Below are 26,795 nucleotides of genomic sequence, written 5' to 3'. Positions count from 1 at the left end.
GTTTTTCAAGTAATAAAAATGCCGGTATTTACCGGCATTTTTTATGTTTAGTTATTGATACAGATCGTGCAGCAAACGACCACTAGCTTCTGTACTAGGAGAGGGCAACACAATGCCGTTTGATTGTAACTGTTTGGCTGCTTTGGCCTGAGCGTACCCTAAGGTTCCATCTTCATGGCTAATGTTACAAATAATTGGCAAGTGGCATGTTTGTTTAACAGTAACTAAAGAAGACAAGTCTAGACTTATGGTATCTGGTTTAGCAAAACTTCTTATGCCAGAATCACACAGGATAACCTGTTGATTGCCTTTGGTTAGCACGGTTTGCGCAGATCCTAACCAATCTTCTAGACTGGCAATGTGATTTCGCTCAATAATTACCGGCAGATTTAAACATCCAAGCTGATCCAACAAGTCCTGATTAAACATATTCTGGCCGCTTAACATGACCATGTCTGCTAAGTGGCTGCAGGCTATGTCGGCTTCGTGTTCTACATAGATAACGCTGACAAGTCCCGCTTGTTCAATAATTTGAAAATATTTTTTAAGCTTGCTATCAGCAATAAAAGCAGAAGATTGATGAAGAATAATGGCTTGAAAACCCGTTTCCTTTGTTTGTTTTGCAAGACTGGCTAACTCAGTTTCATTTTGAGGATTACTAACAAATTGAAACGCTCCAAAATGAGTCCCGCCAACTTGCAGATGCTTACAATGTACTTCACTGTCTTGTAATTTGTATTCTCGGCTGAACTTTGCTGTTGGTAAGCTATGATTACTTGTTGCTAATTCAGTATTTTTGGAGCTATCAGGTTCAATTAATAGTTGTGCTTGTGATAGTTGAGTCGGTTTAACTGACTCGCAAGGGTAACAGCCAAGCACTTTGATAAAACGGGTTAAACGTTCCAGTTCTTTTATGGCTTGCTGGACATCTTGATGTGCAAGATTTCCATCAATGTCGAGGTAAAACATTTCTTCCCATGGTGTACCTGGGATCGGCCTTGATTCTAACTTCGACATATTTAAGTTATGTGCTTTTAGCACTAATAAGGCTTCAACTAACGCCCCCGGTTTTTGACCTGTTGCCATAATTAAGGTGGTTTTTGCTGGTAGCTGTGTCGGCACACCGACAGCTTTCCTCGCTACCACGATAAAGCGGCTTTGGTTGATTTTTTGATTAGCAAGACCATCTTCTATTGCGGTTAGTTTATATAAGGCTCCGCCTTCTGTACTGCCTATCGCGGCAACGTTTGCATTATCCGCCTCAATCACTTTCGCCATTGCCTCGGCACTGCTCGAGCAGTACTCAAGTTTAAACTCTGGATGCTGACTTAAATAGCGACTGCACTGACTAATGGGTTGTGGATGAGCATAAACAGTTTTTATGTCTGCCGTGTTTGTTCCAGGTTTAGCCAGCAAGCAATGGCCAACTTCAATGGTGGTTTCACCAACAATAGATAAACTGGTGTGCTGCAGTACGTCATAAACTTCATTGATCGAACCTGAAGAGGTATTTTCTATGGGTAAAAATCCGTAATCAGCATGGCCAGACTCTACGGCATTCACAATGTCATCAAAACTTTGGCAACCAAAATCGACCATGGTTACTTGGCGTCTATCACAATAGCGTGTTGCAGCTAGGTAAGAATATGATCCTCTAGCCCCTAAAAATGCCACCGAATATTGTTGTTTTTGAGTGTCGGGGTTAGCTCTACTGTGTAAGAAAGCTTGCTGATTAAGTACCGAGTCTTCAATGATGCTTTGATAAAGTGAGATAACAAAATGCGCATCAAGGCCTTTCTCACGTCCTTGCTGTACAAGGCGTTCTAAAAGCTCTTTCTCTCTTTGAGTGTCTCGAATAGGTCTAACATCTACTTCCTTGCTACGGGCTACTTCAAGGCTTAATTCTCGACGTTTTGAGAGTAAGGTTAGTAATTCGTTATCTAACGATGTAATTTGCTCTCGAGTTAGATTTAACCCTTGTGGTTTATTCATACTCACCTCTTAATAATATTTAACTGGCTTACTTCATTTACGAGTAAAAACTAAAAAGCCTCCCGTTTGGGAGGCTTTGGTATTTTCATTTTCTTTTTGATACAGAAAAACCGCCTCCCTATTTGGGCTGCATAAAAAAGAAAATAAAAACGCGACGTAGTATCTGATTCATAGCTTAAAACTAAAACTTAGCTTGATGAGTGTCAATGTATAATTACTCACTTTGCTAAAACAGCAAAAAAAAGCGCATCCGAGGATGCGCTCTGTGGGTTTAATAGTAAAATCAAGCTGCTGTTTCCTCCTTATAGACATATTCAAAGTCATCTTCTGCATTTTCAAATGTAGCATGACGTTGAGCTTGGGGTTTATCGGTCAGGCGATTTAGCTGTTTCTCCAGCTTTTTCCCCATTGCAGTAATTGCTGCGTAAAGGTTTTCATTTTTCGCCTGGGCAAATAACTCTCCACTTGGCAAGCCTATAGAGGCTTCTATCTTAAAGAGCTGCTTTTCCTGTGTAATAATAATATGTGGATTAATTAATTGAACATCGTGTCTTGTGAGTTTTTCAATTTGTCCTTCGATGCGTTCAAGAATAGGGGCAGTGACTTCAAGTTGCTTGCTAGTGATTTTCAGCATATTTTGAACCTTCTGTTGTATTGCTTGAGTTCAGATTACCAAGTTATCACATATAAAATGTGATATACATCACATAATATGATAGGTGTTTTACTGACAGACGCAAATTTGATCGCTTAGACATTTTAATCAAAAAGATACCGAAAACCGCTTGAAATGCCATTTTTAAAGGCGCATATTTGAATGGATAACAACCAAGATTTTTTGTCTTTCTTGGCTATTTTTATCGGCTAAGCGCCCTATACGTATCCATCATTTTATTTCTTACATTTCTTACATTTCTTACATTTCTTACATTTCTTTACGTTTCGAACTCACCTAATTGATATAAATAAATTTATAATGCCAAAGGGGTTCGCAAAGGCGAACGGTTAAACGTTTATTCAAGTCGAGTTATTACATGCATTCTCAGTTGAAAAAAATTAAAGTGTGGGACTTACCTATTAGAGTATTTCATTGGAGCATGCTGGGTCTCCTCATAGGTTTATGGTGGAGTGCTGATGCAGGTGAAATGAGTCTTCATCAAGTCTTTGCGTATCTTTTTATGGTGATTTTATCTTTCCGCCTTATTTGGGGAGTTATTGGAAGTGATACGGCTCGATTTAGTCATTTCGTTCACTCACCTAAAAAAGTGATGCAATATGCCTCTAATCGTCAAAAGCCGGACTCCATAGGACATAACCCTATGGGAGGATATATGGTTGTTTTGTTACTTAGTTTGTTGGCAATCCAGTTAGTCAGCGGTTTATTTGCCACCGATGATATATTTACCGAAGGTCCGCTTTATAGTTATGTGTCATCTGCAACCGCAAGCACAATGACCTGGTTACACAAACAAAATTTCAATCTTATCTTGGGCTTTTCAGCGATACATGTTTTGGCTGTGGTGGTTTATCTATTGAAGGGCGAGAATCTTATTAAGGCGATGTTTACTGGATATAAACACCTGAAAGGAGAGGTATTGCAACCTAAAATGCGTCAAGCTTGGATTGGTTTAATACTATTGGCGATTATCTTTGCTGGTGTTTGGTTTAGTGTTTTAGCGAATGCTGTTAAATATATGTAAATACAGCAAGATACTGCTTGGTTTCATATGAAAACCCCATATTTATGAATACGAGTATGGGGTTTCATTTTGCTTAACGTTGACTATTTAGCTTAGTCTTTTTTATACACATCATGACAGCCTTTACAGCTTTGTGCTGTATTACCGAATGCATCTTTAATTTGACCTAAATCGCTACCTTGTGCGGCAACGGCTAACTTAGCAGCATTTTCTTGGAACTGAATCATTTTACTATCAAAATCCGCTTTATCAGCCCAAATTTTAGCTAATGCATCTGTATCACCTTTGTCTGAACCTATGATAAAGCCTTCATGAGGGATTTTAGAAAGCGCTGCCACATTTGTTGCTCGGCTAGCAAATACAGCGGCATCGAAGTCTTTTTTACCCTTTAGCATCGCTCCCATGTCGCCAAAGTTATAAGCAATAAGACCAAAAGCTGATTTACGGTAGTCGATTGCATGATCAGTGTCTTTAAAGTTATTTGCATAAACATTTGGAGCAAGTACTAGGGTAGTTGTCAGTGCAATCAATAATTTTTTCATCATATTCTCTATAATTATCAGGTGAGTAATGACTTTATTGTACACATTTTTAAACGGATATCATCTTTAGATTGTTTCCGAATGTGAGTGAGATATTTATCAGCTTAATTTGTATTTAATAGCCTTTGTGCAGACTCATTGTTAGCTTGGTTTTGAGGTTTGGTTTTAGAGAAAAGACTACAAAAAAGACTACAATATAAATCGTATTAATTTAATGAATTTATTCAAATTGCATTCGTATTTGAGTGTTATTTTGATGTTGTTTGCGCGCTAGTGTGGTGTTTGAATTATTATAAGCCTTGTTAAAAGATGATTACTTTACTACTGGCTTTTGCTTTCAGCGGGTTACTTGTTATTATCTGTATGACTTTATTGAAGAGAGCAGCTATGAGAGCGAATTGGAGTTTAGTGGTTGATAAAATTTTGACTCATTCTAATCATGATGATTTAGCCATATTATTTAGATTGTTACTAACGGAAGAAGAGCGTAGCGCGATAGCTGGGCGATTAAAGGTATTTCAAACCTTATTAGCTGGAGAATTAAGTCAAAGGCAAATCGCTGCAGAGTATCAAGTCAGCATAGCGACTATCACTCGCTGCTCAAATTATCTTAAAAATATGTCCGCTGAACAGCGTGAACAAGTGCAAAAGTTGATTTTGTGAGCTATTAAAAACATTGTTCACCTAGTGAAACTGTTTAAATGAAAACCGCTTGATGATATCAAGCGGTTTTGTTGTTTATACGGCTAAAATTGCTAATGGCTACACTCTTACTACAGGAATTTTATGTCTTCTGTAAGTTGATCTTCTGAGCAGTAAATATGTTCCGAAGGTCATTAAACAGATGGCGAATAGCGCGCTAGAGTCTTTAGGGTAAAAACGATAAAGCAATGCGGCTGACAATATGTACAAAAATGGCATGTAGCCATACAACCAATCAGGCAAGAAACCTTCCCTGCGCTTGCGTTTTATATCCGTTCGTCGATTCTCAGAGCGAAGGTTATAAATTCTGGCTCCTAATATATACACCAAAATGGCGGCGGCTATTGCATACTGTTGTTGCAGCAGTAGAACGCTTACTCCACCAATTACGATGTAAGTGTAAGGCAAAAGCTCGTATATAGGTTTAATTAACATAAGCACTCCGTCGCTGCTCATTAATTATTATTTTTACGATTAAAAAATCCCGTTTACTACCCCAATTTCATAAAATCTTCCATAATCAGAAACATGGGGAAAAGTGAACGTGACACGTTTTAGGATGCGCCGGTTTTACCGACCGCACTTGTATTAATTATAGTCCATAAAAAAAGTCGCAGGCTATTTTTTAGTCTGCGACTGTCATTGATTTCAACCTTTATACTGATCTTAGCTTGATGAATATCACCAACTAGTCGTAATCAGAAATTTGTATGGTGGTATTTTTTAGTGGCAACCGCAGCCGCCATTGCCATCACATCCAGGCTTTTGAGTATCACATGGTTCATGGTCGTGATTATGATCATGACCACCGCCACAGCTGCCGCCGTGGGCATGAATATGACCGTGGGCAATTTCTTCTGCCGTAGCTTCACGAACATCAACAACTTCAACATTGAAGGTTAATGCTTGACCTGCAAGTGGATGATTACCATCAACAACAACTGTATCATCTTTGATTTCAGTTACTTGCACTGGACGTTGACCCATTTCAGTTTCTGCAATAAAACGCATACCCGGTACGATATCTTCAATATCACCAAAGGCAGCTAAAGGGACTTCTTGCTTTAAGCCTTCGTGATATTCACCGTAGGCTTGTTCTGCTGGGATAGTGGCTTCAAATGTGTCACCAGCCACTTTTCCTTCTAATTCTGCTTCTAAACCTGGAATAAGATTCTCGGTGCCTTGTAAATAAATCATTGGCTCTGCGTCAAAAGAGCTTTCCAACAATTGACCTTGAGCATCGCTTAGGCGGTAATGAATAGTTACTGCTGCATGTTTTGAGATTTTCATAAAGACTCCAATAGCTGATATGGGCGCATAATACATTTATTTTATTTTTGCTGCGATGATTTACATCAGGTTTTGCTAAATTTCTAATAATTAAATGTCATAAATTTTAATTATTTTGATCTTGGTCGTTGATTTACGAAACCGAAGAGTGTTTAAACTTTCAATTGAATTTCAGAAGTATCAATAAACCGTCTGTAAATGTGCAACATAAAACTGATTTTCTTTAGTTTATGAAAAATAAGCATATTTATTAAAAGTCAGCCATTGCGTTGACGTTAGCGTAAACGCAGGTTTTTCTTGGTTTTATTGCTAATTATATTGACGTTTCAGATTTTGAAATATGTAATCTTAAATAAATCAACCTAAATGTTAGTTTATATTTAAATAAATGGTCGCTTAGACTTGACAATATAGTGCTAAAAAAGCAATTCTGTAAGCATTAGTCAAAACGAGGCGGCGTAAGCTAATAAGATTACGTATCAAGCTTCTAACCTGAATGAGAAAAGTGAGCGAGATGTCAGCATTTAAGCACCTTGTAATTACCACTATTATTACAACCACCACTATTACCATAGTGGGGGCGGGCTGATACATCCTAAAAAGAATTCAATAAATAGCCCGCTTCCCCACAAAGGACGCGGGCTTTTTTATTATAAAATTTTGCATTGTTGTCATGTATTTGACTGGAGAAGATGATATGAAAGTAATGAAGTTTGGTGGTACATCTTTAGCAAATTGGCCGCGTTTTTTAATGGCGGCTGATATTATTGCTGAGTCTTCAAAATTAGAACCCGTAGCAACAGTACTTTCTGCGCCTGCAACAATTACTAACGCATTATTAGAGATGGTTGACTTAGCGGTAGAAGGTAAGTCTTATCAAGCTGTTGTGCAGCATATTGATACGGTATTTAATACCTTGTATGCCCAAGCAAGTGAAGAATTGTTAGCTCCAGCACAGCAGTCATTGCTTCAAGAGAAGTTAAATGCACAGATGCTGCAATGGAAACATAAGTTAGAAGGGATTTGCTTATTGGGTGAATGTCCTGATTCAGTACGAGCTGCAATCGTTGTGTCTGGTGAGCGCTTGTCAGCAGCATTAATGGAGCAAGTCATGCTTGCGAAAGGCATTACATCAGCACAATTAGATCCTGTGTCGTTATTCCTTGCTCATGGACAGCCGCTAGAATCCGTTGTGGATATTAATGTAAGTAAGCCGCGTTTCTCGGTGTTGCCTTTAAATGATTACAGAGTTTGGGTTATGCCTGGGTTCACTGCTGCGGATGCCCATGGAAAAATAGTCACATTAGGTCGAAATGGTTCTGATTATTCTGCTGCTGTATTAGCGGCATGTTTAAATGCCTCAAGTTGTGAGATTTGGACCGATGTTGATGGCGTTTACAACACGGATCCTAGAGTGGTTACTGATGCTAAATTGTTAGCTCAGCTTAGTTATCAAGAAGCGATGGAGTTATCATATTTTGGGGCAAAAGTGTTGCACCCTAAAACTATCGCGCCCATTGCTCAATATCACATCCCTTGTTACATCAAAAACAGTTTCAATCCATCAGCACCTGGCACATTAGTGTCTAACGATGCTGACAAAACAGGCTTGCAAGTTAAAGCTATTTCAAACCTTGATGATCAAACCATGTTCAACGTGTCAGGACCTGGTATGAAAGGCATGGTTGGGATGGCCAGCCGGACATTGGCTGCTATTTCACGTAGTGGTATTTCGGTATCACTTATTACCCAAAGTTCATCGGAATACAGCATTAGTTTTTGTGTGGCAACCAACGAAGCAGCTAAAGCTAAATGGGCATTAGAACAAGAGTTTGAATTAGAAATAAAGTCTGAACTTTTAGAGCCTATCGAATTACGTCAAGGATTAGCGATTGTGTCCTTGATTGGCGATGGTATGAAAACTCATAAAGGCGTAGCGGCTAAGTTTTTCAGCGCGTTGGCAAAAGCAAGCGTGAATATTGTAGCTATCGCCCAGGGATCTTCAGAGCGATCAATATCGACGGTCATTCAGCAAGGCAAAACCAAGCATGCCATTGGTGCATGTCATCAAGCTTTTTTCGACGTGCAGCAATATGTTGATGTGTTCTTGGTTGGCGCTGGTAATGTTGGAGCCGGGCTGCTTGAGCAAATAAAGCAACAAAATGAAATGTTGAAAGAGCAACATATTAGCATTCGAGTTTGTGGTATTGCTAACTCTCGTCAAATGCTTCTCGATAGTAATGGTGTTGATTTAGCTAATTGGCAAGGATTACTAGGTGATAATGCTCAAGCATATGATTTAAATGCCTTGCTTGAATTTGGCCAAGAACAGCAATTACTTAATCCTGTTTTAGTGGATTGCACGTCAAGCGCTGCGGTATCGGATCGTTATTTAGATGTGATGAACGCAGGTTTTCATGTGGTTACTCCGAATAAGAAAGCTAACACTCGTGATTATGGGTTTTATCAAGCTTTACGCAAAGTAAGTTTGGAGCAACGTCGCCAATTTTTATATGAAACAACCGTGGGTGCAGGTCTGCCCGTGATAGATAATTTGAAAAAACTTTTATGTGCAGGTGATAAACTGCATAAGTTTAACGGTATTTTATCTGGTTCATTATCGTATATTTTCGGTATGTTAGACGAGGGCATGAGCTTATCTCAAGCAACATCAATTGCTCGAGATAAATGCTTTACTGAACCCGATCCGCGTGATGATTTAAGCGGTATGGACGTTGCTCGTAAAGTGCTTATCTTAGCCCGTGAAGTCGGTTTAGCATTAGAGTTAAGCGATATCAATATTGAATCAGTATTACCAAAAGATTTTGATGACAGCGGTGATGTTGATGCATTTATGGCTAAATTACCTAGCTTGGATGCTCAGGTTTCAGAGCGAGTAATAAAGGCTAAAGCACAGGGTAAAGTATTGCGCTATGTTGGCCAAATTGATGAGGGTAAGTGCCATGTGCGCATTATTGAAGTCGATGCAACGGATCCTTTATACAGCGTAAAAGGCGGCGAGAATGCCTTAGCATTTTATAGTCGTTACTATCAGCCTATTCCTTTTGTATTACGTGGCTACGGTGCAGGAACAGATGTGACTGCTGCGGGGGTTTTTGCTGACGTATTAAGAACATTGAATTGGACTCGTGAGGTAGGGCTGTAATGGATAGATGTAATAAAGCTGAAATCACTGTCTATGCACCGGCGTCTATGGGTAACGTTGGTGTAGGATTTGATTTGTTAGGGGCCGCGTTAGCACCTATCGATGGCACTTTATTGGGGGATTGCGTCACAATAAGTGCCATTGACACGGGAGTTGAATTTGAACAAGTTGGTGCTTGGGCGCATAAACTGCCAACCCATTTGACTGACAACATTGTTTATCAGTGTGCAGTGTTTTTTCTAGAGAAGTTACAGAGAACGGATGGGGTTAAACTGGTATTAGAGAAAAACCTACCCGTAGGCAGTGGCTTAGGTTCTAGTGCTAGCTCTGTTGTCGCAGCATTATATGCATTGAATGAACACTTCAAGCAGCCATTTAACCAACAAGCATTATTGCTATTAATGGGCGAATTTGAAGGGCAAATATCTGGCAGTATTCATTATGATAACGTTGCGCCATGTTATTTGGGCGGTATGCAGCTGATGCTAAATACCGCTAATAAGGTTTGTGCGCCTATCCCTAGTTTTATGCAATGGTATTGGGTGGTGGCATATCCTGGTATTTCATTATCAACGGCTAAAATGCGTGCCTTATTACCAGCTCAATACGATAAAGCAGTTGCCATAGAGTTTGGTCGTTACTTGAGTGCATTTGTGCATGCCAGTTACCAGCAAGATGCAGAGATGGCGATTGAAGTGCTTAAAGATGTGTTAGCCGAGCCTTATCGAGCCGCTTCAATTCCTGGATATCTCGAGGCTAGAAACGCTTTACAGCAGCAAGGGATGTTAACAACTGGGATATCCGGTAGTGGCCCTACATTATTTAGCGTAACCGACTCAATAGAAAAGGCTCAGCAGGCTAAGGCGTGGTTAGAGCAACATTATGTGACAGAGCAAGGTGGTTTTGCCCATGTCTGTCAATTAGATGAACAAGGCACTCGTCGTGTTTAAAGGGTCAACTGTATTCAATTTTATAGGTAGTGGTAATGGAATTATATAATTTAAAACATCCTTCTCAGGAAGTGAACTTCAGTCAAGCTGTGCAATTGGGGTTAGGTAAAGATAGAGGGCTATTTTTTCCTAAGTCAATTCCTGTGTTAAGTAACATTGATGACTTGCTGGTAATGCCTTTTGCTGAGCGCAGTAAAAAGGTGCTTGGTGCATGGCTTGCTGATGAGTTAGGCCAAGATAATGTTGATGCATTAGTGGATAACGCATTTACCTTTGAAGCGCCGTTAGCAGAGGTTGATTATCACCGTAGTTGTTTAGAGTTATTTCATGGCCCAACTTTAGCGTTTAAAGACTTTGGTGCTCGCTTTATGGCCCAATGCGTTAATTTATTGTCAGGAGATAAAGGGTTAACCATTTTAACCGCCACCTCCGGCGACACTGGCGCAGCAGTAGCTGATGCTTTTTATGGGCTAGATAAAGTGCAAGTCGTGGTGATGTACCCTAAGGGGAAGATCAGCGAGCTGCAGGAAAAGATGTTTACTACATTAGGTAAAAACATTCATACCGTGGCGGTAAATGCTGATTTTGATGCTTGCCAACACTTAGTTAAGCAAGCCTTTGATGATGCAGAAGTACGTGAAGGACTTGCGTTAAACTCAGCAAATTCAATTAATATTAGTCGATTGTTGGCGCAGATATGTTATTACTTTGAAGCGATTGCTCAGGCAAAAAAAGCGGGTCATGAAAACTTTGTGGTATCAGTGCCTAGTGGAAACTTTGGTAATTTAACTGCAGGTTTGTTTGCTAAGGCGATGGGGTTACCGATCAAACGTTTTATCGCCGCTACCAATAGCAACGATACTGTGCCGCGCTATCTAGACAATGGTGATTGGGCTCCGCATGATACTGTGGCAACTATGTCTAACGCAATGGATGTGTCTGAGCCAAGTAATTGGCCTCGTGTTGAAGCGATTTGTCAGCAAAAGGGCTGGCCGTTAACTGATATTACTGGTCTAGCTTTGAATGAGTTACAAACCTCCGAGGCACTTAAAAACCTTTATCAATTGGGTTACCAATCTGAGCCACATGCTGCCATTGCCGCTCAAGGTTTACGCCAATTACTGGCTAAAGATGAATTTGGTATTTTTTTAGGGACCGCGCATCCTGCAAAATTTAAAGATGTGGTTGATCGTGAGTTGCAAGTTGACTTGCCTCTTCCCCCTGAACTAGAAGCCGTAGCGAATAAGCCGATTTTATCCGTTGAGTTGGATGCTGATTTTGGTCAGTTAAAATCGCACTTATTCGCAACCTTACGTTAATGTTCACACTGTAAATTCATATTAATCATTATCTTAATTTAAGAAAATGCACTCTAGTTTAGAGTGCATTTTTTGTTTGTGGAGATTGAGATATTTTTCCTAGAACATGATCTTGGTCATAACTAATATTATTCAATAGGGTAGATTGGGAAATACCATGAGTATTGACTAAAATATACACTAGTGAGGTTTAAATGACGGAGAAGATTATGCTTAAGCGATTAAAGCGAGATCACCAACATATAGCCATATTATTGGATATACTCAACAACAAGAATAACCGATTAATTGAAGGTGAAGCCGTTAACTTTAACCTTGTAAGGGACATTGTTGAGTATATGCAAGGTTATGCTGAACACAGCCATCATCCATTAGAAGATATTACTTATCACTATTACGTAAAAAAAATGTCAGTACCTAATAGTGAGCAGCTGCGTGATGAGCATGATAAACTTGCGCAGGTATCGGGTTCTTTAATGTATAGTTTAAATATGATCCTTTCAGATATCGTCATTTCAAGAGAGAAGTTAATTAACGATTTAGCCAATTATATTAAATTACAAGTTGAACACATGCAGTATGAGGAACAAGAAATATTTCCTCTATTTGCCAAATCATTAGATGATGAGGATTGGCAAAAAATTGAACAGGTATGTCATAAAAAATTAGTGGATGATCCATTATTTAGCGAAAATGATAATGCAATTTTTGATGATCTTCGTGCCTATATTGCCAATGTTGATAGAAAAATGATGCTATAGCGCATTTATCGTGACTCACTATTTGATTAAGCCCAATAGTGTACAACGAGAGATATAGAGATCAAAAAGAGCACCCTAAGGTGCTCTTTTATATTGATTAATAATTGAATAAATATTCACTTAAACTAATATTTATAATACTAAAGTATTTGCATCAAATTCAAAAGAGTCATCAATATCTTGTAACTCCTTCAGTAAGCGCTGTTTATCTTTAATTGCTTCAATCTCGCGCCATTTACGTTTTTTGTTGGAACTTTTTGTACGGCTTGGTCTTTCAACAACTTCATCTAACGCACCACCATAGTCTAAACGATCCATGGTAACCTCCCTTGTTATTATGATGTCTCTATGCAGATAAATAACATATTTCCACCATAGGGTGCAATAGTTATGTTTCATTAATGTTAACCAGAGGTTAAGCTTTGATGAAAAAATAAAGCGCCTTTTAGAATTCTATGCTGAAGTTGCCTGATTCAAACTAATAAAAAGCCAGCTAATGCTGGCTTTTTGAGTGATTAAATCTGTCCTTGACGATACAAATTGATTAAAGCATTACTGGAACAATCTAACGCTTGTGCGTCATGTTCGGCTCCTATTCGGTCGAGCACATCATTTCCGAGCACTTTGCCTAATTCCACACCCCATTGGTCAAATGAATTGATTTGCCAAATGACACCTTGAACAAATGTTCTGTGTTCATACAACGCAATTAGTGCGCCTAAGGTTTGTGGCGTTAACTTATCCATCAATAAAGTATTACTAGGTTTATTGCCAGCCATCACTTTATGTTTAGCAATAAGCTGCTTTTGAGCATTATCAAGCTTACTTGAGCTCATTTCGGCTAATGCTTCTTCATAAGTACGACCTTGCATTAGTGCCTGGGTTTGGCCAAAGCAATTTGAAGCTAGCTGATTGTGATGCTCACCAAGCGGATTATGGCTTTGTAGCGGCATAATAAAGTCAGCAGGGATTAATGCAGTACCTTGGTGTAATAGCTGATGATAAGCATGCTGACCATTTGTACCTTCACCACCCCAAATAACAGGGCCTGTGCTGTAATCTACTGCTGTGCCATCTAAGCTCACTGACTTACCGTTACTCTCCATATCCAGTTGCTGGAAATAAGCCGGTAAACCACGTAAATAGTGATCGTAGGTTAAAATGACATGCGATTGTGCACCATGAAAATTGCTATATAACACTGATAGCATTCCCATAATCACTGGCATGTTTTGTTCTAGCGGCGCTTGCTGAAAATGTTGGTCCATGTCGAAGGCGCCAGATAACAGCTCTTTAAAGTTATCCATGCCAATAACAAGCGCAATAGGTAATCCAATTGCAGACCATAAAGAATAACGTCCGCCAACCCAATCCCACATCGGGAAAATATTATTAGCATCCATCCCAAATTCAGTGGCTTTGGCCACATTAGATGTCACAGCCACAAAGTGTTGTGCTACGTCTTGTTGTGATGCACCTTGAGCTAAAAACCATTCTTTGGCGCTTAGGGTGTTTGTCAGTGTTTCTTGAGTACCAAAGGATTTTGACGACATCACAAACAGGGTGGTTTCTGCGTTTAATCCTTTTAACTTCTCGCAAATCGAAGTGGCGTCAACGTTAGCCACAAAGTGACAGTTTAAGCCTTTCCAATAAGGCCGCAAAGCTTGGGTGACAATTTTGGGCCCAAGAAAAGATCCGCCAATACCAATACTGACGATGTCAGTAATAGCTTTGCCTGTGTAGCCAGTCCATTGTCCGCTTTGAACTTGTTCAACAAACTTAGCCATTTTAGCCAATGTTTGCTGCACTTCAGGGACAATATTCTGCCCCTCAGCTTTGATGGTTTGAGAGGCTTTGCTGCGAAGAGCGGTATGTAATACTGCTCGTTGCTCGGTGTTATTAATAATATCACCCGAGAACATGCCAGCAATTTTATCTGTTAACTGTGCTTCATTGGCAAGTTTGAACAGTAATGCCAATGTCTCTTCATTTACACGGTTTTTTGAATAATCTAGCAATAGACCACAACTCTTTAAGTGCATTGCATTAAAGCGTTGGTCATTCATTTCAAATAACTCACGCATGTGAGGTAATGCCGCAGTATGAGTAGCTAATTGTTGCCAAGTGGCTGATTGTGTTAATTGAGTCATTAATTTACAGTCCTTGTTTAGCTTAATTTCTCTTTTAGCATGACCTCAAGTTTACCTTGGTCTATTGCAAAGTTTCTTATTCCTTCGGCTAATTTATCTACAGCCATAGCATCTTCGTTGAATGCCCAGCGAAACTCTGCTTCAGTGAGCGCAGCAGGAGCTGTGGTTGATGCAGCTACCGCTTTAAGTTTCTCACTAACAAGGATATCGGTATTTGCTAACTCTTCTAATAGAGCAGGTCCAATGGTTAAACGATCGCAACCTGCTAACTCGATAATCTCACCGATATTACGGAAGCTCGCACCCATGACCACTGTGTTATAGCCGTGTTGCTTGTAATAATCATAGATTTCAGTAACAGAAATAACCCCAGGATCTGTTTCAGCAGTGTAATCTTTACCTGTATCTTTCTTATACCAGTCAAGAATGCGACCGACAAAAGGAGAGATAAGATAAACGCCAGCTTCAGCACAAGCTCTGGCTTGAGCAAAGCTGAATAATAAGGTTAAGTTACAGTTAATGCCTTCTTGCTCTAATTCTTTAGCTGCACAGATCCCTTCCCAGGTTGACGCTAGTTTGATGAGAATGCGTGATTTATCAATTCCAGCTTCTTTATAAAGCTTGATCAGCTTATGAGCTTTATCAATAGAACCTTGCTTGTCGAAAGAAAGGCGCGCATCTACTTCAGTAGAAATACGTCCAGGGACAAGTTTTAAAATTTCAACGCCAATGTTTACCGCAAGCTTATCACCGGCATCTTCAATTTGCTGGGTCTGAACGTTACTTTGGCTTTTAGCCCAAGCAACAGCATTATCGATTAAAGAGGCATACTCAGGAATTTGTGCGGCTTTCAAAATCAAAGATGGATTTGTGGTCGCATCTTCAGGTTGATAACGTTTGATTGCCTCAATGTCACCGGTATCAGCAACAATTGTGGTAAATGATTTGAGTTGAGTGAGTGCGTTGGCCATGTAACGTTTCCTCTCGATAAGCAAAATGAATGTTTCAATCCCTTTATTAGAAGCGATTTTACTCTTTATTCCAACTTGTTTTGTAAAAAAATTACGAAAATTGACAAGTTTTTACTTAAATTCGGTTTTTTATTGTTGCTTAATTCCGTTTTGGGTTTCGGCTTGTATGATTCGTATTAATTAACTTGTGAGCAAACTAAGCAAAAAGCAAGTGTTTATGGTGATTTTGATTGTTCATCAAATAAAAAAGCCGCTGATATCAGCGGCTTTGTCATTTTAGCGATATTAACTAAATTATTTTAGTACAGCACGCTTTTCAGTACCGGTAACGATAGCTTCGATACGACGGTTTTGCTTGTGCGCTTCAGCAGTGTTGCCTTGAGCGATAGGCTTAGTGATACCATAACCTACAGATTTGATGCGGTTGCTGCTGATACCGTATTTGTTTTCTAATGCTTGTGCTACAGAGTTTGCACGACGCTCAGAAAGACTCATATTGTATGAAGCTTTACCAACATTTGAAGCATGACCTTCAATGATTACTGTGTGCTCTGGGTTTTTCTTCATGTAGTTAGCTAATTTTTCTAAATCAGCGAATGAAGCTTGGTTAATTACTGCAGAGTCATTAGCGAATAAAATGCCACCTAAGTCATGCTTAGTAGTTGCTAATTCATAAACGGTACAACCATTAGCATCTACTTTGTGGTTGCTTGGCGTGTTAGGACATTTGTCTAAACGGTCAACAACGCCATCATTATCAGAATCTGCATCTGCTGCAACAACTACAGGTGCAACAACAGCGGCAACAGGTGCTGCTTTTGCTGAACCAAAGCGGTAGCTTAATTCAAGACCCCAGTAGTTGCTTTCCATAGAAAGCGTGTTCCACTTTTCTTCGTCTAAGTTTTCATAACGACGGTACTTAGCTGCTAACTTTAGGTTGTCAGTGAAGTTATAACCAATACCAGCGCCAACAAATGGTGCAATACCACTGTCGCTGTAGTATTCAGTGTTCCACTGTTTTTTGTTAGAGATTAGGTAGTTCATTGCACCAGCTTCTGCTGATAAAGACCATTTGTCAGCAAATGGGTAAAATGCAACTAAACCTAAAGACATGCCACGAGCACCAACATCATTTAACTTGTTGCTGTAGTCAGTCCATTCAGCACGGCCTAGGTCACGGTAACCTAATTCCACACCGAAATAATCATTGAATAGGTATCCGCCGAAAACATCCCATGCATACGGATCATCTTCGCCACACACTTTCATGGTTTTTTGGTCACAGTTTGGCTCGTAGTTATTTACGCCTAAACCGCCACCAACATACCAAGGTGTCATTTCTTCTGCAGCCGATGCAGCAAAAGGTAACATAGAGGTGAGTAATACTACTTTTAATGTGTTCTTCATCATTTATAAGTCCATTGTTATTTTTACTTCACCAACACCCATGTTTTTAGTTTGTTGTAAACATGGGAAGCTGACACTTGAGAGGTGAATCCATTATGTTTTAGCCAGCGGCGTAATTATCGGTGCTAATTGAATGATTTGCTATAGGTAAAAGGATTAATTTATATTTAATGTCAAAATAAAAGCACTGTCAGAGGATTGACATTTTTAAGTTGTTTTCCATTTGATATTTTGAAGAATTGATTGTTATTAAGTTGTTGCAGGCTTGCGGGTGGCGAGTGTGAGTTATTACTTTTTGATAAAACTATCTTAAAGAATAAATGCGCCCATAGGCGCATTTATTTCATTAAGCACTAGTGATTTGGTGCTTTATAAGCATCGAACCAAACGTTTATCGAGTCCATACCCAGTTTTCGATTTCTTCTGGGTCTACACCATTTGCCTTGATGTAGTTTTTATGGTCAACCAAACGTTGTAGCATATCGGTAGTGATGCGAACATGTTGTGTTTCATCGATCACACCTTGCTGGAATAACTTATAGGCCATATCTATTACTAAGTGATAACGAGAAGTCCCGTTGCGAACACCCATATCGAATGGTGTTGTCGTTGAACCTTCCTCTTCATAGCCTTTTATACGGAAACGGCGATTACCTTTATAATCAAACACCAGTTTTTTGATAGTGTTTGGATAACCATGGTAATTGAATACTACGCCTTTATCTTCAGTGAAGACTTCATCCATCATCCAAGGCTTGCTTTGGAACTTAAGGCTACCTAAGCCGCTACTGTGGAGTTCTGACACACTGACGAAACGGATACGCACCCTTGGTAAAATTTCACGAATTAGCACTAATGAAGCCATACATTCTTGCGTGGCGTAATCACCACAACCAGCCAGTACCACATCTGGATTTTCGTCTGATGCGAAATCCCACACCATGATGCCATCTTTAGCCTGCTGACGAGCTTCTTCTAACGATAACCATTGTGGCAGTGATTTTTTGCCAGCGACGATAATGTTTAATTTATCACGATCGCTATAGGCGCGTTCTGTATAAACCAGAGTGCTGTTGGCATCTGCAGGTAAATAAGCAGAAATAATGTTTGGATGTTTCTCTAACATTGCGCCCAAGAATGACGGATTCTGGTGAGAGTAACCGTTGTGATCTTGACGCTCTAGTAGCGAAGACAATACTACGTTACACGCAGGAATTGGCTTACGGAAATGTATGTCTTGGCTAGCATGAACATACTTACAATATTGGTCAGCCATTGATGATACAACTTGAGAGAAAGCCTCATAAGTTGGGAACATCCCGTGACGACCTGTTACTGTGTAACCGTGTAGCATACCGAAAAGCAAGTTTTCAGATAACAATTCGATCACTCGTCCATCACGAGACATATCCTCATCCCAGCTTTCGATAGGCCACTGCCAGGCGCGATCAGTTTCTTCAAACACAGCTTGTAATTGGTTTGAGTAGGTTTCATCTGGGCTAAAAATACGCAGATTACGTTGATCACGGTTCAGTTTGAATGCATCACGCATCCATTGACCCATTTTCAACATAGAGTAACCACGTTGACCGCGAGGCGTTTCAGGACCATAACCCAGTTTAGCCAGGTCAGGATTCGCTAATGCGCGTACTACTTCTCCGCCGTAGCTTAAACGTTGACGGCCACAGCATAAATCTTTTGGTGGTACGAGTGATAAAATGTCTTTATCAAATACCAGTTCACCAGATCCCGTTGTTTGCACTAATTCATCAAAATTATAGCTTGCTAGCCATTGATCAAGAGCCTCTAAATGGCCTTTATCGGTAGCACAGTTGTTGACAATAACCTGATGAGATTCACAGTTGCCCTCAAGTTTTTTGCCTGCGTATTCAGATGTGCCAGTCCAGCCTTTGGCTGTTCTCATTAAAATGACAGGCCAGCGTGGTTTAACCACATCTTCACCAGAGCGAGCACGGCGTTGGATATCTGTGATCATCTCATATGATAAATCCATTGCTGCTGTCATCTGTTCATAGATGTCAGTTTCAAGTTCATCATCAACTATGATTGGATGGTAACCCAGTCCACGGAATTCTAAATCAAGCTCTTCATGACTCATGCGGCCCATGCGGGTTGGGCCTGAAATTTTATAACCATTAATGTGTACGATAGGTAATACCGCACCGTTATTAGCTGGAGACACCAAACGGTTAGCGTACCAAGATGCTGCGAGTGGGCCCGTTTCCGCTTCGCCGTCTCCGATTAAGCAGGCTGCAATCAAATTTGGGTTATCTAAAACTGAACCCCAGGCTACAGAAAGTGAATAACCCAGTTCGCCACCTTCTAAAATTTGCCCCGGTGCTTCTGGATTAGCGTGTGATGGGTAACCATAAGCTGCTGAGAATTTTTTACAAATATCTTCGATACCAGTTTCAGTAAATGGGATCGTATCTGGATAGTAATGGCTTAAAGAACCTTCCATGAAAAGGTTAGCTTGCACTGCAGGGAAGCCATGACCTGGACCTACAAGGTAGATGAATTCACGATTATGCTTAACGATAAGACGGTTTACGTTGGCATAAACAAAGTTGATACCAGGACAAGTCCCCCAGTGGCCCAGTAGTCTTGGTTTAATATCTGTATGTTCAAGCTTACGTTTGTACAGTACGTTTTGCTTAAGATAAATTTGTGAAGTTGCAAGAAAGTTGGTAGCTCTAACATACTTTTTCAGAGCAATAATTTCATTAGCAGTTGTCATAGTGGCCTCATACATCGTGAAATATAAAATACTTAATCTTAATTTAAGAACACTGTATTCTTATTTTGAAGTTAATAATGTGTGATGGTTCAAACTTTTGCTAACTTACCTGAATATAAAAGCAGCAATGTTGTTTATGTGGCGTTAACAGGTTTAATTTTGAACAGTAAGTATGGTTGGTAATTTGTTAATGTAGCGGGAAGTAAATGTGTTTTTGCGAGCGGCTTATCAAGATCAGTTTGACTGCTCGTGTTATTTTGCTTGGGCTACAAAAATGCAATCAACATTTTAATATCCGTTCTGCTGAGCAAACTAAATTAGAGTTAGTTGGTTGAATGGGTATAATGAAGCAAGTTAAATAACGGGTTATGAATCAGTTATTACATTAAATACATAATAATCAAATAACTAAGATATTTTTATTTTGTTGTAGCGGGTCTTAGGTTACACAAAACAAAGCTATCCCAAAGGAATAGACAAGCATTATGGCAATGTTAGAGACAATCGTTAATTTTTTAAATGACCTTTTATGGGGCAAATTATTAGTCTACGGGCTGGTTGGAGCAGGGTTATATTTTACTATTTCACTAGGCTTCATTCAGTTTAGTCAGTTTGGCCACGGTCTTAAGTTACTTTCTATTAGTCGTCAGCCTGGCAAAAATGGCTTGTCATCTTTTCAAGTTTTTTGCACCAGTATGGCAGCACGTGTCGGTGCGGGTAATATGGCGGGCGTAGCATTTGCGATAGGTGTAGCAGGTCCTGGAGCTGTTTTTTGGATGTGGGCTATTGCTGTTTTAGGGATGGCCACAGCAATGATCGAGTCGACACTTGCCCAAGTATATAAAGTTAAAGATGTTGATGGGCAATATCGTGGTGGTCCTTCCTACTATATGGAGAAAGGGTTAGGGCAACGTTGGATGGGGATTTTATTCTCTATTCTACTGATTATCTGTTTTGGCCTAGTATTTAATGCCGTCCAAGCGAATACCATTGCTGGCGCAATGACAACGGTATTTGATTTTAATCCACTTTATGTTGGCATAGGGATTACCATTTTCAGTGGCGTAGTTATCATGGGCGGCTTAAAGAAAGTTGCTAAGGTTTCTGAATTTATCGTCCCTGTTATGGCTCTGGCTTATATTTTGATGGCATTTGTGGTTGTAATGATGAATGTTACCGAGCTGCCAAGAGTATTCATGCTGGTTATCAATAGTGCGTTTGGTTGGCAAGAAGCTGCTGGGGGCGCTATTGCTTATAGCGTCTCGCAAGCAATGCAAGCAGGTATTGCGCGTGGTTTGTTCTCTAATGAAGCGGGTATGGGGAGCGCGGCAAATATTGCGGCAAGTGCATCACCTAATCCAAACCATCCAGCATCACAGGGTTACATACAAATGATGGGGGTATTTTTCGATACCATCGTGATTTGTACCGCTACAGCGGCAATTATTCTACTATCAGGTGACGCAGCAGGCAGTGGTGAAGGTATTGGCATGACAATTAATGCATTATCTTCGCATGTTGGCAGCTGGGGCGGTGGATTTATTGCGGCTGCTATTTTGCTATTTTGCTTTACCTCGATTATTGCAAACTACTCATACGCAGAAACTAATGTGATGTTTTTATCCGGTAATAGTAAAAAGGCGTTGCCGATTTTTAGATTGATTGTTTTAGGCATGGTGATGTTTGGTGCCATGGCTAAAATTGGCTTAGTGTGGGACTTAGCAGATGTTTCAATGGGCTTAATGGCCTTGGTGAATATTGTCGCAATTTCATTGTTGTCTGGTTTGGCTATTCGAGTCATTAATGATTATCGCGAGCAAGTTAACGCGGGCAAAGATCCAGTATTTGATACCAGTAAGTTTCCTGAATTAGCAGACCAATTAGAAGAAAAAATTTGGCCTGACGGTTCGGCAAAACAAAAGTGATAAATCGTAGCTTATGATAATGCATTGAGAGTATGCGTTAACGTAATCGAAAAAACCATGCTGATTTAGCATGGTTTTTTTATATTAGTCACGTATGATTATCTCAATTAAGAAAGAGGAGTTAACTATGCTGGTTTTAGTCTCACCCGCCAAAACATTAGATTTTGAAAATCCCCCAGCGACGAAAACATTTACTCAGCCGACATTATTATCCTACAGTGAATCACTTATTAAGGTTTGTCGTGAGCTTTCACCTGTGGATATTGCCAGTTTAATGAAGGTCAGTGATAAAATTGCAGGTTTAAATGCAGCTAGATTTACACAGTGGCAGCCTAACTTTACTCCCGAAAACGCCAAACAAGCGATTTTTGCTTTCAGGGGAGATGTTTATACTGGGTTTGATGCTGACAGTTTATCTGCATCACAAATTCAGTCCGCGCAGAAACATTTACGGATATTATCGGGGCTGTATGGATTACTTAAACCGTTAGATTTAATGCAGCCATATCGCCTTGAAATGGGAACAAAACTTGCTAATCCTCAAGGGAGTAACTTATATGCTTTTTGGGGCGATATCATTACCAAAGAGATTAATCATGCATTACTAGAACAAGGTGATGACATTATTATAAATTTAGCTTCAAACGAGTATTTTAAGTCGGTAAAAGTCAAACAGCTCACTGGCCAGTTAATCACACCAGTGTTTAAAGATTGTAAGAATGGACAGTACAAAGTCATCAGTTTCTATGCCAAAAAAGCCCGTGGTTTGATGGCAAGGTATTTGATTGATAAGCAGCCTAAAACGTTAGCTGCATTACTTGAGTTTGATCTTGAAGGCTATTTTTATAGCCCAGAACAATCAAGCATTGATAGCCCGGTGTTTCTTCGGGAAGAACAAGTCTAATTTTACGATTGTAATAAAAAGCCCTTAATAATAAGGGCTTTTTTATCTACATGAAAATTGGAATTATTTTGATGAAGCTAACGGTCTTAAATCAATTTCAGATTGTGCCATCATATAAGCAAATTGCACATAAGCCGCCACATTTTGGGCTAATGCTTTAGGATCAATTTTATCTAAGGTGTCATTTGGTGTGTGGTGGTAATCAAAATAATCGGTACCATCCTGTTTTAACGAAGCTACTGGGACGCCTAAGCCCGGCATCATAGACACATCAGGGCCACCGGATGCGTCGTTAGTACCTAATGCAACACCGAATCGCGTCATTGCAGACACTTGATGTTGAGCTTGAGTAAAGCTGTTTGGAGCAACGTTAAAATCAATTTGGTAAATCGGTCCTGCGCCAAAATCAGACTCTGCGGCAATATAGTGTTTTTCCAGTTCATCAGCATGCTGGACGGCATATGCTTTCCCGCCGACCAAACCCACTTCTTCTGCTGCGTATAAAACAACTCTTACCGTTCGGGCTGGTTTTTGCGGGAGATCTTGAATCAATTTTGCTGCAGCCGTCACAATTGCAACTCCGGCGCCATCATCAATTGCACCAGTGCCTTCATCCCAAGAGTCTAGATGTGCACCTATTAACACTATTTCGTCAGGCTTACTGCTGCCGGTAACTTCAGCGATGACGTTATATGATGTGGCGATGCCAAGATTTTCTGAGGTCATGTTTAATGACATCACAATGTTTGGATCGCGCTTAAGCATGCCATTTATTAATTCAGCATCAGGAATAGACATGGCTGCAGCAGGAATTTTCGGTACATCTTCTTCATATCGCATCATGCCAGTGTGCGCCATACGGTCGTGATCCGTACCAATTGATCGAATAACGATAGCAACAGCACCTTTTTTAGCGGCTTCAACAGCACCTCTTGAACGTCCTCCCACAGTGGCACCATAACCATTACCATCTTTATGGCGTTCGGTTTTATGGTCAATGAATACGATTTTTCCCTCTACACGACCTGGGGAAGCTAATGTGAGTTCTTCTAATGTTTCAAATCTTACAATTGGTGCTTGAATGCCTTTCATCGGCGTTGCGACACTTCCACCAAGTGCAGAAATCACTAAAGGTTGCTCATACGGCGCAATGATGCTGGCACTCGCATGGCCACGAGACCAAGCTGGTACTTGTACTGATTCTTTATAAACCTTATCAAATCCCATTAACCATAATTTTTCCATGGCCCAATCAACTGCCATGATATCTTTGTCTGTTCCGGCTAACCTCGGTCCAACCTCTACCGTGAGTGATTCAACAATGTCATAAGCAGCATTGGAATTTAGGGCTTTTTGGGCAAGTTGCTGACTAATGATTGCGTCTTGTGAATTATTTATAACCAACTCAGGTTTTGTTTGAACCGAAAAGGGCGTCGGTTGACAGCCTAATAATGCCATTACAAATAAGGCGGTTAAGCTGACTTTTGTATAGTTGTTCATGAGTTTCCTTCAAATATTCTAACTATGTCTCACTTTTTTAAACAATCTACCAAAAAGTGTGCTTCATGTCCCGACTCTATTTTTAAGGTGACGCTATATTAGGCTAAGGTTAGATGAGGAGAGTATTTCGGGTGATGAATATAGAAAAAATGCAACAACAAGCCGATCATGCTGTTGTGTTGCTGAAGGCACTAGCAAACGAACGTAGATTGTTTATTTTATGCCACCTTTTGAATGATGGTGAGATGTGCGTTGGCGATATGAATAAAAAGCTAGGTTTGAGTCAGTCTGCGTTATCACAGCACCTTGCATGGTTAAGAAAGGATGACTTAGTGTGCACACGTAAAGAAGCGCAAACCGTTTATTACTCGTTAAAAAGTGATGAGGTTAAGGCGTTAATTCAAGTGCTAAATAATATGTATTGTCACTAATTCAATTTTTTTGTTCAGCCTTAAATTTGTTGAGCCTTAATCAGTAACCTGGTTAAGGCTTTTTTATTGCTATTAAATAGTAATAATCTCAAGCTAAATTTTAGGTATAAAAAAACCGGCCTAAGCCGGTTTTTTAAATTGATTACTAAAAATTAAGCAACTAGTGCTTTGATTCTAGCATTCAAACGTGCCTTTTGACGACCAGCTTTATTCTTGTGAATAAGGCCTTTAGTTGCCATACGGTCAACGATTGGTTGTGCAACTGCGAACGCTTCTGTAGCCGCTTTGTGGTCACCGCTCTTGATAGCAGCGATAACTTTTTTAACGTATGTACGTAACATTGAGCGACGGCTTGCATTATGCTGACGACGCTTTTCAGACTGAAGCGCGCGCTTCTTTGCAGACTTGCTATTAGCCAAGGTGCAACTCCTAAAAACTGGATTTGATACTTTTAAAGGCCGAGGAATATGCCTGCTTTTTGTCGCTTTGTCAACGACAATGATTGAAATACCATCATAAAGATAAAAATTTCAATCGAGCCTGCTTATCTTCAACCCACTCGTGTAATATGTGGCGGCAATTCTAACAGCTCTTTCGGCTATGTGACAGGGCTTGGTTACAATATTTGTGACAAATTCCGATTAAATTTTGTGGGCAGGATGCGCCTCAGGGGGCCAATTGAGTAAAAAGTTAATAAAATCGGGTGTCGTTGTCAGTGCTATGACATTGATTTCACGTGTGTTGGGGTTAGTGCGGGATGTCGTTATTGCAAACTTAATGGGGGCGGGAAGTAGCGCCGATGTGTTTTTCTTTGCCAATAAAATACCTAACTTTTTACGTCGACTTTTTGCAGAGGGCGCTTTTGCACAAGCGTTTGTGCCTGTTTTAACAGAATATCAAGAAAAACATACTCCAGAAGAAACCAGAGAATTAATTAGTAAAGTTGCTGGTACTTTAGGTGTGTTGGTGACATTGGTCACTCTCTTTGGCGTAATTGGCTCACCTATATTGGCCGCTTTGTTTGGTGGTGGTTGGTTTTTAGATTGGTTAAATGATGGCCCCAATGCTGAAAAGTTTGAGCTTGCATCATTGATGCTGAAAATTACTTTTCCCTATCTGTGGTTTATTACTTTTACCGCTTTAGCTGGGTCTATATTAAATACCCGAGGCCGGTTTGCCGTTTCTGCATTTACGCCTGTTTTTCTCAACATCGCAATCATAGGGTTTGCTTTATATGTTTCGCCTACCATGGAAAGCCCTGAAATTGGATTAGCATGGGGGGTTTTTGTCGGTGGTCTAGTGCAATTTGTATTTCAAATCCCGTTTTTAATTCAAGAGCGTGCTTTGGTTAAACCTTCATGGGGATGGCATCATCCTGGTGTCGTTAAAATTCGCACCCTAATGATCCCGGCGCTTTTTGGCGTTTCTGTTTCGCAAATTAATTTATTGTTTGATACTTTTATTGCCAGTTTTTTAATGACTGGATCGATAAGCTGGTTATATTACGCGGATAGATTACTTGAGTTTCCACTCGGGTTATTTGGTATCGCTATTGCGACGGTAATTTTGCCCGCCCTTTCGAGAAAGCATATCAATGCTGAAGGAGAAGGGTTTCGCCAAACAATGGATTGGGGCGTTAAAGCCATTTTACTGTTGGGAATGCCGGCAATGTTCGGTTTAATCCTACTCGCGCAACCTATGCTAATGGTGCTATTTATGCGTGGGGCGTTTAGCATTACAGATGTTGAAATGGCTTCATATAGTTTAGTGGCTTATGGTGCAGGACTGTTGAGTTTCATGATGATTAAGGTATTAGCCCCAGGCTATTACTCAAGGCAAGATACTAAAACACCGGTTAAATTTGGCATCATTGCTATGGTGACCAATATGTTTTTCAACCTTATTTTTGCTATTCCATTCGGTTATGTTGGCTTGGCGATAGCGACATCAATGTCAGCACTGCTTAATGCGGGATTACTATATCGAGGTTTGCATAAAGCTGGGGTTTATCAAGTTAGCCGTTCTACATTGATTTTTACCTTTAAAGTTTTTGTTGCTACAGCAGTGATGTCAGGTTTGCTTATTTATTTTTCACCAGCACAATCTCAATGGCTCAGTTGGAATATTGGCCATCGAATGCTGATGCTAATTGCGCTGATTTCAGCTGGTGCATTGAGCTATTTAATGACCTTGCTATTACTTGGCGTGAGGCCATGGAAAATAAAAAAAGCGCCAGTTTCGCTATAAAGACACAATTAAACAGGCTTAATAGAGTTAGTGGGTTTAAGTGAATAGGGCTTTGGGTATATAATCTGCCGATTTACTAT

Annotated in this window: 22 protein-coding genes and 1 other annotated feature; of the genes, 10 read left to right on the top strand and 12 right to left on the bottom strand. The window is 40.0% G+C overall.

Annotated features, from left to right (window positions below; translation table 11 throughout):
* Positions 1-51: 51 nt before the first annotated feature.
* Both IEY03_RS10275 and hpf read right to left on the bottom strand, forming a co-directional pair.
* Positions 52-1,992, bottom strand: coding sequence for a chorismate mutase (locus tag IEY03_RS10275; protein WP_188841282.1), 1,941 nt, complete (start codon positions 1,990-1,992; stop codon positions 52-54).
* 48 nt (positions 1,993-2,040) lie between these two features.
* Positions 2,041-2,161: a sequence feature (Phe leader region), on the bottom strand.
* A gap of 114 nt (positions 2,162-2,275) precedes the next feature.
* Positions 2,276-2,626 carry a ribosome hibernation-promoting factor, HPF/YfiA family gene (hpf, locus tag IEY03_RS10270; protein ID WP_188841281.1) on the bottom strand — a complete coding sequence of 117 codons (351 nt, stop codon included), beginning with the start codon at positions 2,624-2,626 and terminating at the stop codon, positions 2,276-2,278.
* A 400-nt stretch (positions 2,627-3,026) separates the two neighbouring features.
* On the opposite strand from hpf, the gene IEY03_RS10265 reads away from it, so the two are divergent.
* Complete coding sequence (locus IEY03_RS10265) at positions 3,027-3,692, top strand: cytochrome b/b6 domain-containing protein (protein WP_188841280.1); 666 nt, start codon at positions 3,027-3,029, stop codon at positions 3,690-3,692.
* 92 nt (positions 3,693-3,784) lie between these two features.
* On the opposite strand, the gene IEY03_RS10260 is transcribed toward IEY03_RS10265, so the two are convergent.
* Positions 3,785-4,234, bottom strand: coding sequence for a c-type cytochrome (locus IEY03_RS10260; RefSeq protein ID WP_188841581.1), 450 nt, complete (start codon positions 4,232-4,234; stop codon positions 3,785-3,787).
* A 387-nt stretch (positions 4,235-4,621) separates the two neighbouring features.
* On the opposite strand from IEY03_RS10260, the gene trpR reads away from it, so the two are divergent.
* Positions 4,622-4,897 carry a trp operon repressor gene (trpR, locus tag IEY03_RS10255; RefSeq protein ID WP_188841279.1) on the top strand — a complete coding sequence of 92 codons (276 nt, stop codon included), beginning with the start codon at positions 4,622-4,624 and terminating at the stop codon, positions 4,895-4,897.
* A gap of 99 nt (positions 4,898-4,996) precedes the next feature.
* On the opposite strand, the gene IEY03_RS10250 is transcribed toward trpR, so the two are convergent.
* On the bottom strand, positions 4,997-5,371 hold the full coding sequence (locus IEY03_RS10250) for a hypothetical protein (protein ID WP_188841278.1): 375 nt from the start codon (positions 5,369-5,371) through the stop codon (positions 4,997-4,999).
* Between the two features lie 288 nt (positions 5,372-5,659).
* Complete coding sequence (gene slyD, locus IEY03_RS10245) at positions 5,660-6,226, bottom strand: peptidylprolyl isomerase (protein WP_188841277.1); 567 nt, start codon at positions 6,224-6,226, stop codon at positions 5,660-5,662.
* Between the two features lie 697 nt (positions 6,227-6,923).
* On the opposite strand from slyD, the gene thrA reads away from it, so the two are divergent.
* The 4 genes from thrA (at position 6,924) to IEY03_RS10225 (ending at position 12,422) form a co-directional block, all read left to right on the top strand.
* On the top strand, positions 6,924-9,392 hold the full coding sequence (gene thrA / locus IEY03_RS10240; RefSeq protein WP_188841276.1) for a bifunctional aspartate kinase/homoserine dehydrogenase I: 2,469 nt from the start codon (positions 6,924-6,926) through the stop codon (positions 9,390-9,392).
* Positions 9,392-10,342: a homoserine kinase gene (gene thrB / locus IEY03_RS10235; RefSeq protein ID WP_188841275.1), complete on the top strand. Its 951-nt coding sequence runs from the start codon at positions 9,392-9,394 to the stop codon at positions 10,340-10,342. The genes thrA and thrB overlap by 1 nt, the downstream gene beginning before the upstream one ends.
* A gap of 35 nt (positions 10,343-10,377) precedes the next feature.
* Positions 10,378-11,661, top strand: a complete 1,284-nt coding sequence (gene thrC / locus IEY03_RS10230) for a threonine synthase (RefSeq protein WP_188841274.1) — start codon at positions 10,378-10,380, stop codon at positions 11,659-11,661.
* 209 nt (positions 11,662-11,870) lie between these two features.
* A complete protein-coding gene (locus IEY03_RS10225) occupies positions 11,871-12,422 on the top strand; it encodes a hemerythrin domain-containing protein (protein ID WP_188841273.1) in 552 nt (183 codons plus the stop codon).
* Positions 12,423-12,554: 132 nt separating this feature from the next.
* Here the strand turns inward: IEY03_RS10225 and IEY03_RS10220 are convergent, their stop codons facing one another.
* From IEY03_RS10220 to IEY03_RS10200, 5 genes are all read right to left on the bottom strand, one after another.
* Positions 12,555-12,740, bottom strand: coding sequence for a DUF3545 family protein (locus IEY03_RS10220; RefSeq protein ID WP_188841272.1), 186 nt, complete (start codon positions 12,738-12,740; stop codon positions 12,555-12,557).
* A gap of 197 nt (positions 12,741-12,937) precedes the next feature.
* Entirely contained in the window at positions 12,938-14,572 is a 1,635-nt protein-coding gene (gene pgi, locus IEY03_RS10215; protein WP_188841271.1) for a glucose-6-phosphate isomerase, read from the bottom strand.
* 17 nt (positions 14,573-14,589) lie between these two features.
* A complete protein-coding gene (gene tal / locus IEY03_RS10210; protein WP_188841270.1) occupies positions 14,590-15,543 on the bottom strand; it encodes a transaldolase in 954 nt (317 codons plus the stop codon).
* 294 nt (positions 15,544-15,837) lie between these two features.
* Positions 15,838-16,953, bottom strand: coding sequence for an OmpA family protein (locus IEY03_RS10205; protein ID WP_188841269.1), 1,116 nt, complete (start codon positions 16,951-16,953; stop codon positions 15,838-15,840).
* Between the two features lie 388 nt (positions 16,954-17,341).
* Positions 17,342-19,708 (bottom strand): phosphoketolase family protein, encoded by a 2,367-nt coding sequence (locus tag IEY03_RS10200; RefSeq protein WP_188841268.1) that lies wholly within the window; start codon positions 19,706-19,708, stop codon positions 17,342-17,344.
* A gap of 491 nt (positions 19,709-20,199) precedes the next feature.
* On the opposite strand from IEY03_RS10200, the gene IEY03_RS10195 reads away from it, so the two are divergent.
* The gene (locus tag IEY03_RS10195; RefSeq protein WP_188841579.1) at positions 20,200-21,633 is read left to right on the top strand and encodes an alanine/glycine:cation symporter family protein; all 1,434 of its coding nucleotides are present in this window, start codon (positions 20,200-20,202) and stop codon (positions 21,631-21,633) included.
* A 127-nt stretch (positions 21,634-21,760) separates the two neighbouring features.
* On the top strand, positions 21,761-22,537 hold the full coding sequence (gene yaaA, locus IEY03_RS10190; protein WP_188841267.1) for a peroxide stress protein YaaA: 777 nt from the start codon (positions 21,761-21,763) through the stop codon (positions 22,535-22,537).
* 63 nt (positions 22,538-22,600) lie between these two features.
* Here the strand turns inward: yaaA and IEY03_RS10185 are convergent, their stop codons facing one another.
* A complete protein-coding gene (locus tag IEY03_RS10185; RefSeq protein WP_188841266.1) occupies positions 22,601-24,037 on the bottom strand; it encodes a M20/M25/M40 family metallo-hydrolase in 1,437 nt (478 codons plus the stop codon).
* A gap of 134 nt (positions 24,038-24,171) precedes the next feature.
* Between IEY03_RS10185 and IEY03_RS10180 the strand changes: the two genes are divergently transcribed.
* Positions 24,172-24,468 carry an ArsR/SmtB family transcription factor gene (locus tag IEY03_RS10180; RefSeq protein ID WP_188841265.1) on the top strand — a complete coding sequence of 99 codons (297 nt, stop codon included), beginning with the start codon at positions 24,172-24,174 and terminating at the stop codon, positions 24,466-24,468.
* Positions 24,469-24,620: 152 nt separating this feature from the next.
* Here IEY03_RS10180 and rpsT read toward each other — a convergent pair whose 3' ends face one another.
* Positions 24,621-24,887 (bottom strand): 30S ribosomal protein S20, encoded by a 267-nt coding sequence (gene rpsT, locus IEY03_RS10175; RefSeq protein WP_188841264.1) that lies wholly within the window; start codon positions 24,885-24,887, stop codon positions 24,621-24,623.
* A gap of 259 nt (positions 24,888-25,146) precedes the next feature.
* Between rpsT and murJ the strand changes: the two genes are divergently transcribed.
* The gene (murJ, locus tag IEY03_RS10170; RefSeq protein WP_188841263.1) at positions 25,147-26,715 is read left to right on the top strand and encodes a murein biosynthesis integral membrane protein MurJ; all 1,569 of its coding nucleotides are present in this window, start codon (positions 25,147-25,149) and stop codon (positions 26,713-26,715) included.
* Positions 26,716-26,795: the final 80 nt, after the last annotated feature.

This window comes from Shewanella aestuarii (assembly GCF_014647215.1).
Classification (GTDB): Bacteria; Pseudomonadota; Gammaproteobacteria; order Enterobacterales; family Shewanellaceae; genus Shewanella; species Shewanella aestuarii.
The sequence above is the reverse complement of the archived record's forward strand: the minus strand, read 5'-3'. Positions and strand labels throughout refer to the sequence as shown.

Bases quoted from the DNA above. Each gene is read 5' to 3' on its own strand.
- tal (WP_188841270.1), bottom strand. From the start codon at position 15,543: ATGGCCAACGCACTCACTCAACTCAAATCATTTACCACAATTGTTGCT.
- IEY03_RS10275 (WP_188841282.1), bottom strand. From the start codon at position 1,992: ATGAATAAACCACAAGGGTTAAATCTAACTCGAGAGCAAATTACATCG.
- thrB (WP_188841275.1), top strand. From the start codon at position 9,392: ATGGATAGATGTAATAAAGCTGAAATCACTGTCTATGCACCGGCGTCT.
- thrC (WP_188841274.1), top strand. From the start codon at position 10,378: ATGGAATTATATAATTTAAAACATCCTTCTCAGGAAGTGAACTTCAGT.
- hpf (WP_188841281.1), bottom strand. From the start codon at position 2,626: ATGCTGAAAATCACTAGCAAGCAACTTGAAGTCACTGCCCCTATTCTT.
- slyD (WP_188841277.1), bottom strand. From the start codon at position 6,226: ATGAAAATCTCAAAACATGCAGCAGTAACTATTCATTACCGCCTAAGC.
- thrA (WP_188841276.1), top strand. From the start codon at position 6,924: ATGAAAGTAATGAAGTTTGGTGGTACATCTTTAGCAAATTGGCCGCGT.
- IEY03_RS10265 (WP_188841280.1), top strand. From the start codon at position 3,027: ATGCATTCTCAGTTGAAAAAAATTAAAGTGTGGGACTTACCTATTAGA.
- IEY03_RS10195 (WP_188841579.1), top strand. From the start codon at position 20,200: ATGTTAGAGACAATCGTTAATTTTTTAAATGACCTTTTATGGGGCAAA.
- trpR (WP_188841279.1), top strand. From the start codon at position 4,622: ATGAGAGCGAATTGGAGTTTAGTGGTTGATAAAATTTTGACTCATTCT.
- pgi (WP_188841271.1), bottom strand. From the start codon at position 14,572: ATGACTCAATTAACACAATCAGCCACTTGGCAACAATTAGCTACTCAT.
- IEY03_RS10260 (WP_188841581.1), bottom strand. From the start codon at position 4,234: ATGAAAAAATTATTGATTGCACTGACAACTACCCTAGTACTTGCTCCA.
- IEY03_RS10205 (WP_188841269.1), bottom strand. From the start codon at position 16,953: ATGATGAAGAACACATTAAAAGTAGTATTACTCACCTCTATGTTACCT.
- IEY03_RS10180 (WP_188841265.1), top strand. From the start codon at position 24,172: ATGAATATAGAAAAAATGCAACAACAAGCCGATCATGCTGTTGTGTTG.
- IEY03_RS10225 (WP_188841273.1), top strand. From the start codon at position 11,871: ATGCTTAAGCGATTAAAGCGAGATCACCAACATATAGCCATATTATTG.
- IEY03_RS10185 (WP_188841266.1), bottom strand. From the start codon at position 24,037: ATGAACAACTATACAAAAGTCAGCTTAACCGCCTTATTTGTAATGGCA.
- IEY03_RS10250 (WP_188841278.1), bottom strand. From the start codon at position 5,371: ATGTTAATTAAACCTATATACGAGCTTTTGCCTTACACTTACATCGTA.
- yaaA (WP_188841267.1), top strand. From the start codon at position 21,761: ATGCTGGTTTTAGTCTCACCCGCCAAAACATTAGATTTTGAAAATCCC.
- IEY03_RS10200 (WP_188841268.1), bottom strand. From the start codon at position 19,708: ATGACAACTGCTAATGAAATTATTGCTCTGAAAAAGTATGTTAGAGCT.
- IEY03_RS10220 (WP_188841272.1), bottom strand. From the start codon at position 12,740: ATGGATCGTTTAGACTATGGTGGTGCGTTAGATGAAGTTGTTGAAAGA.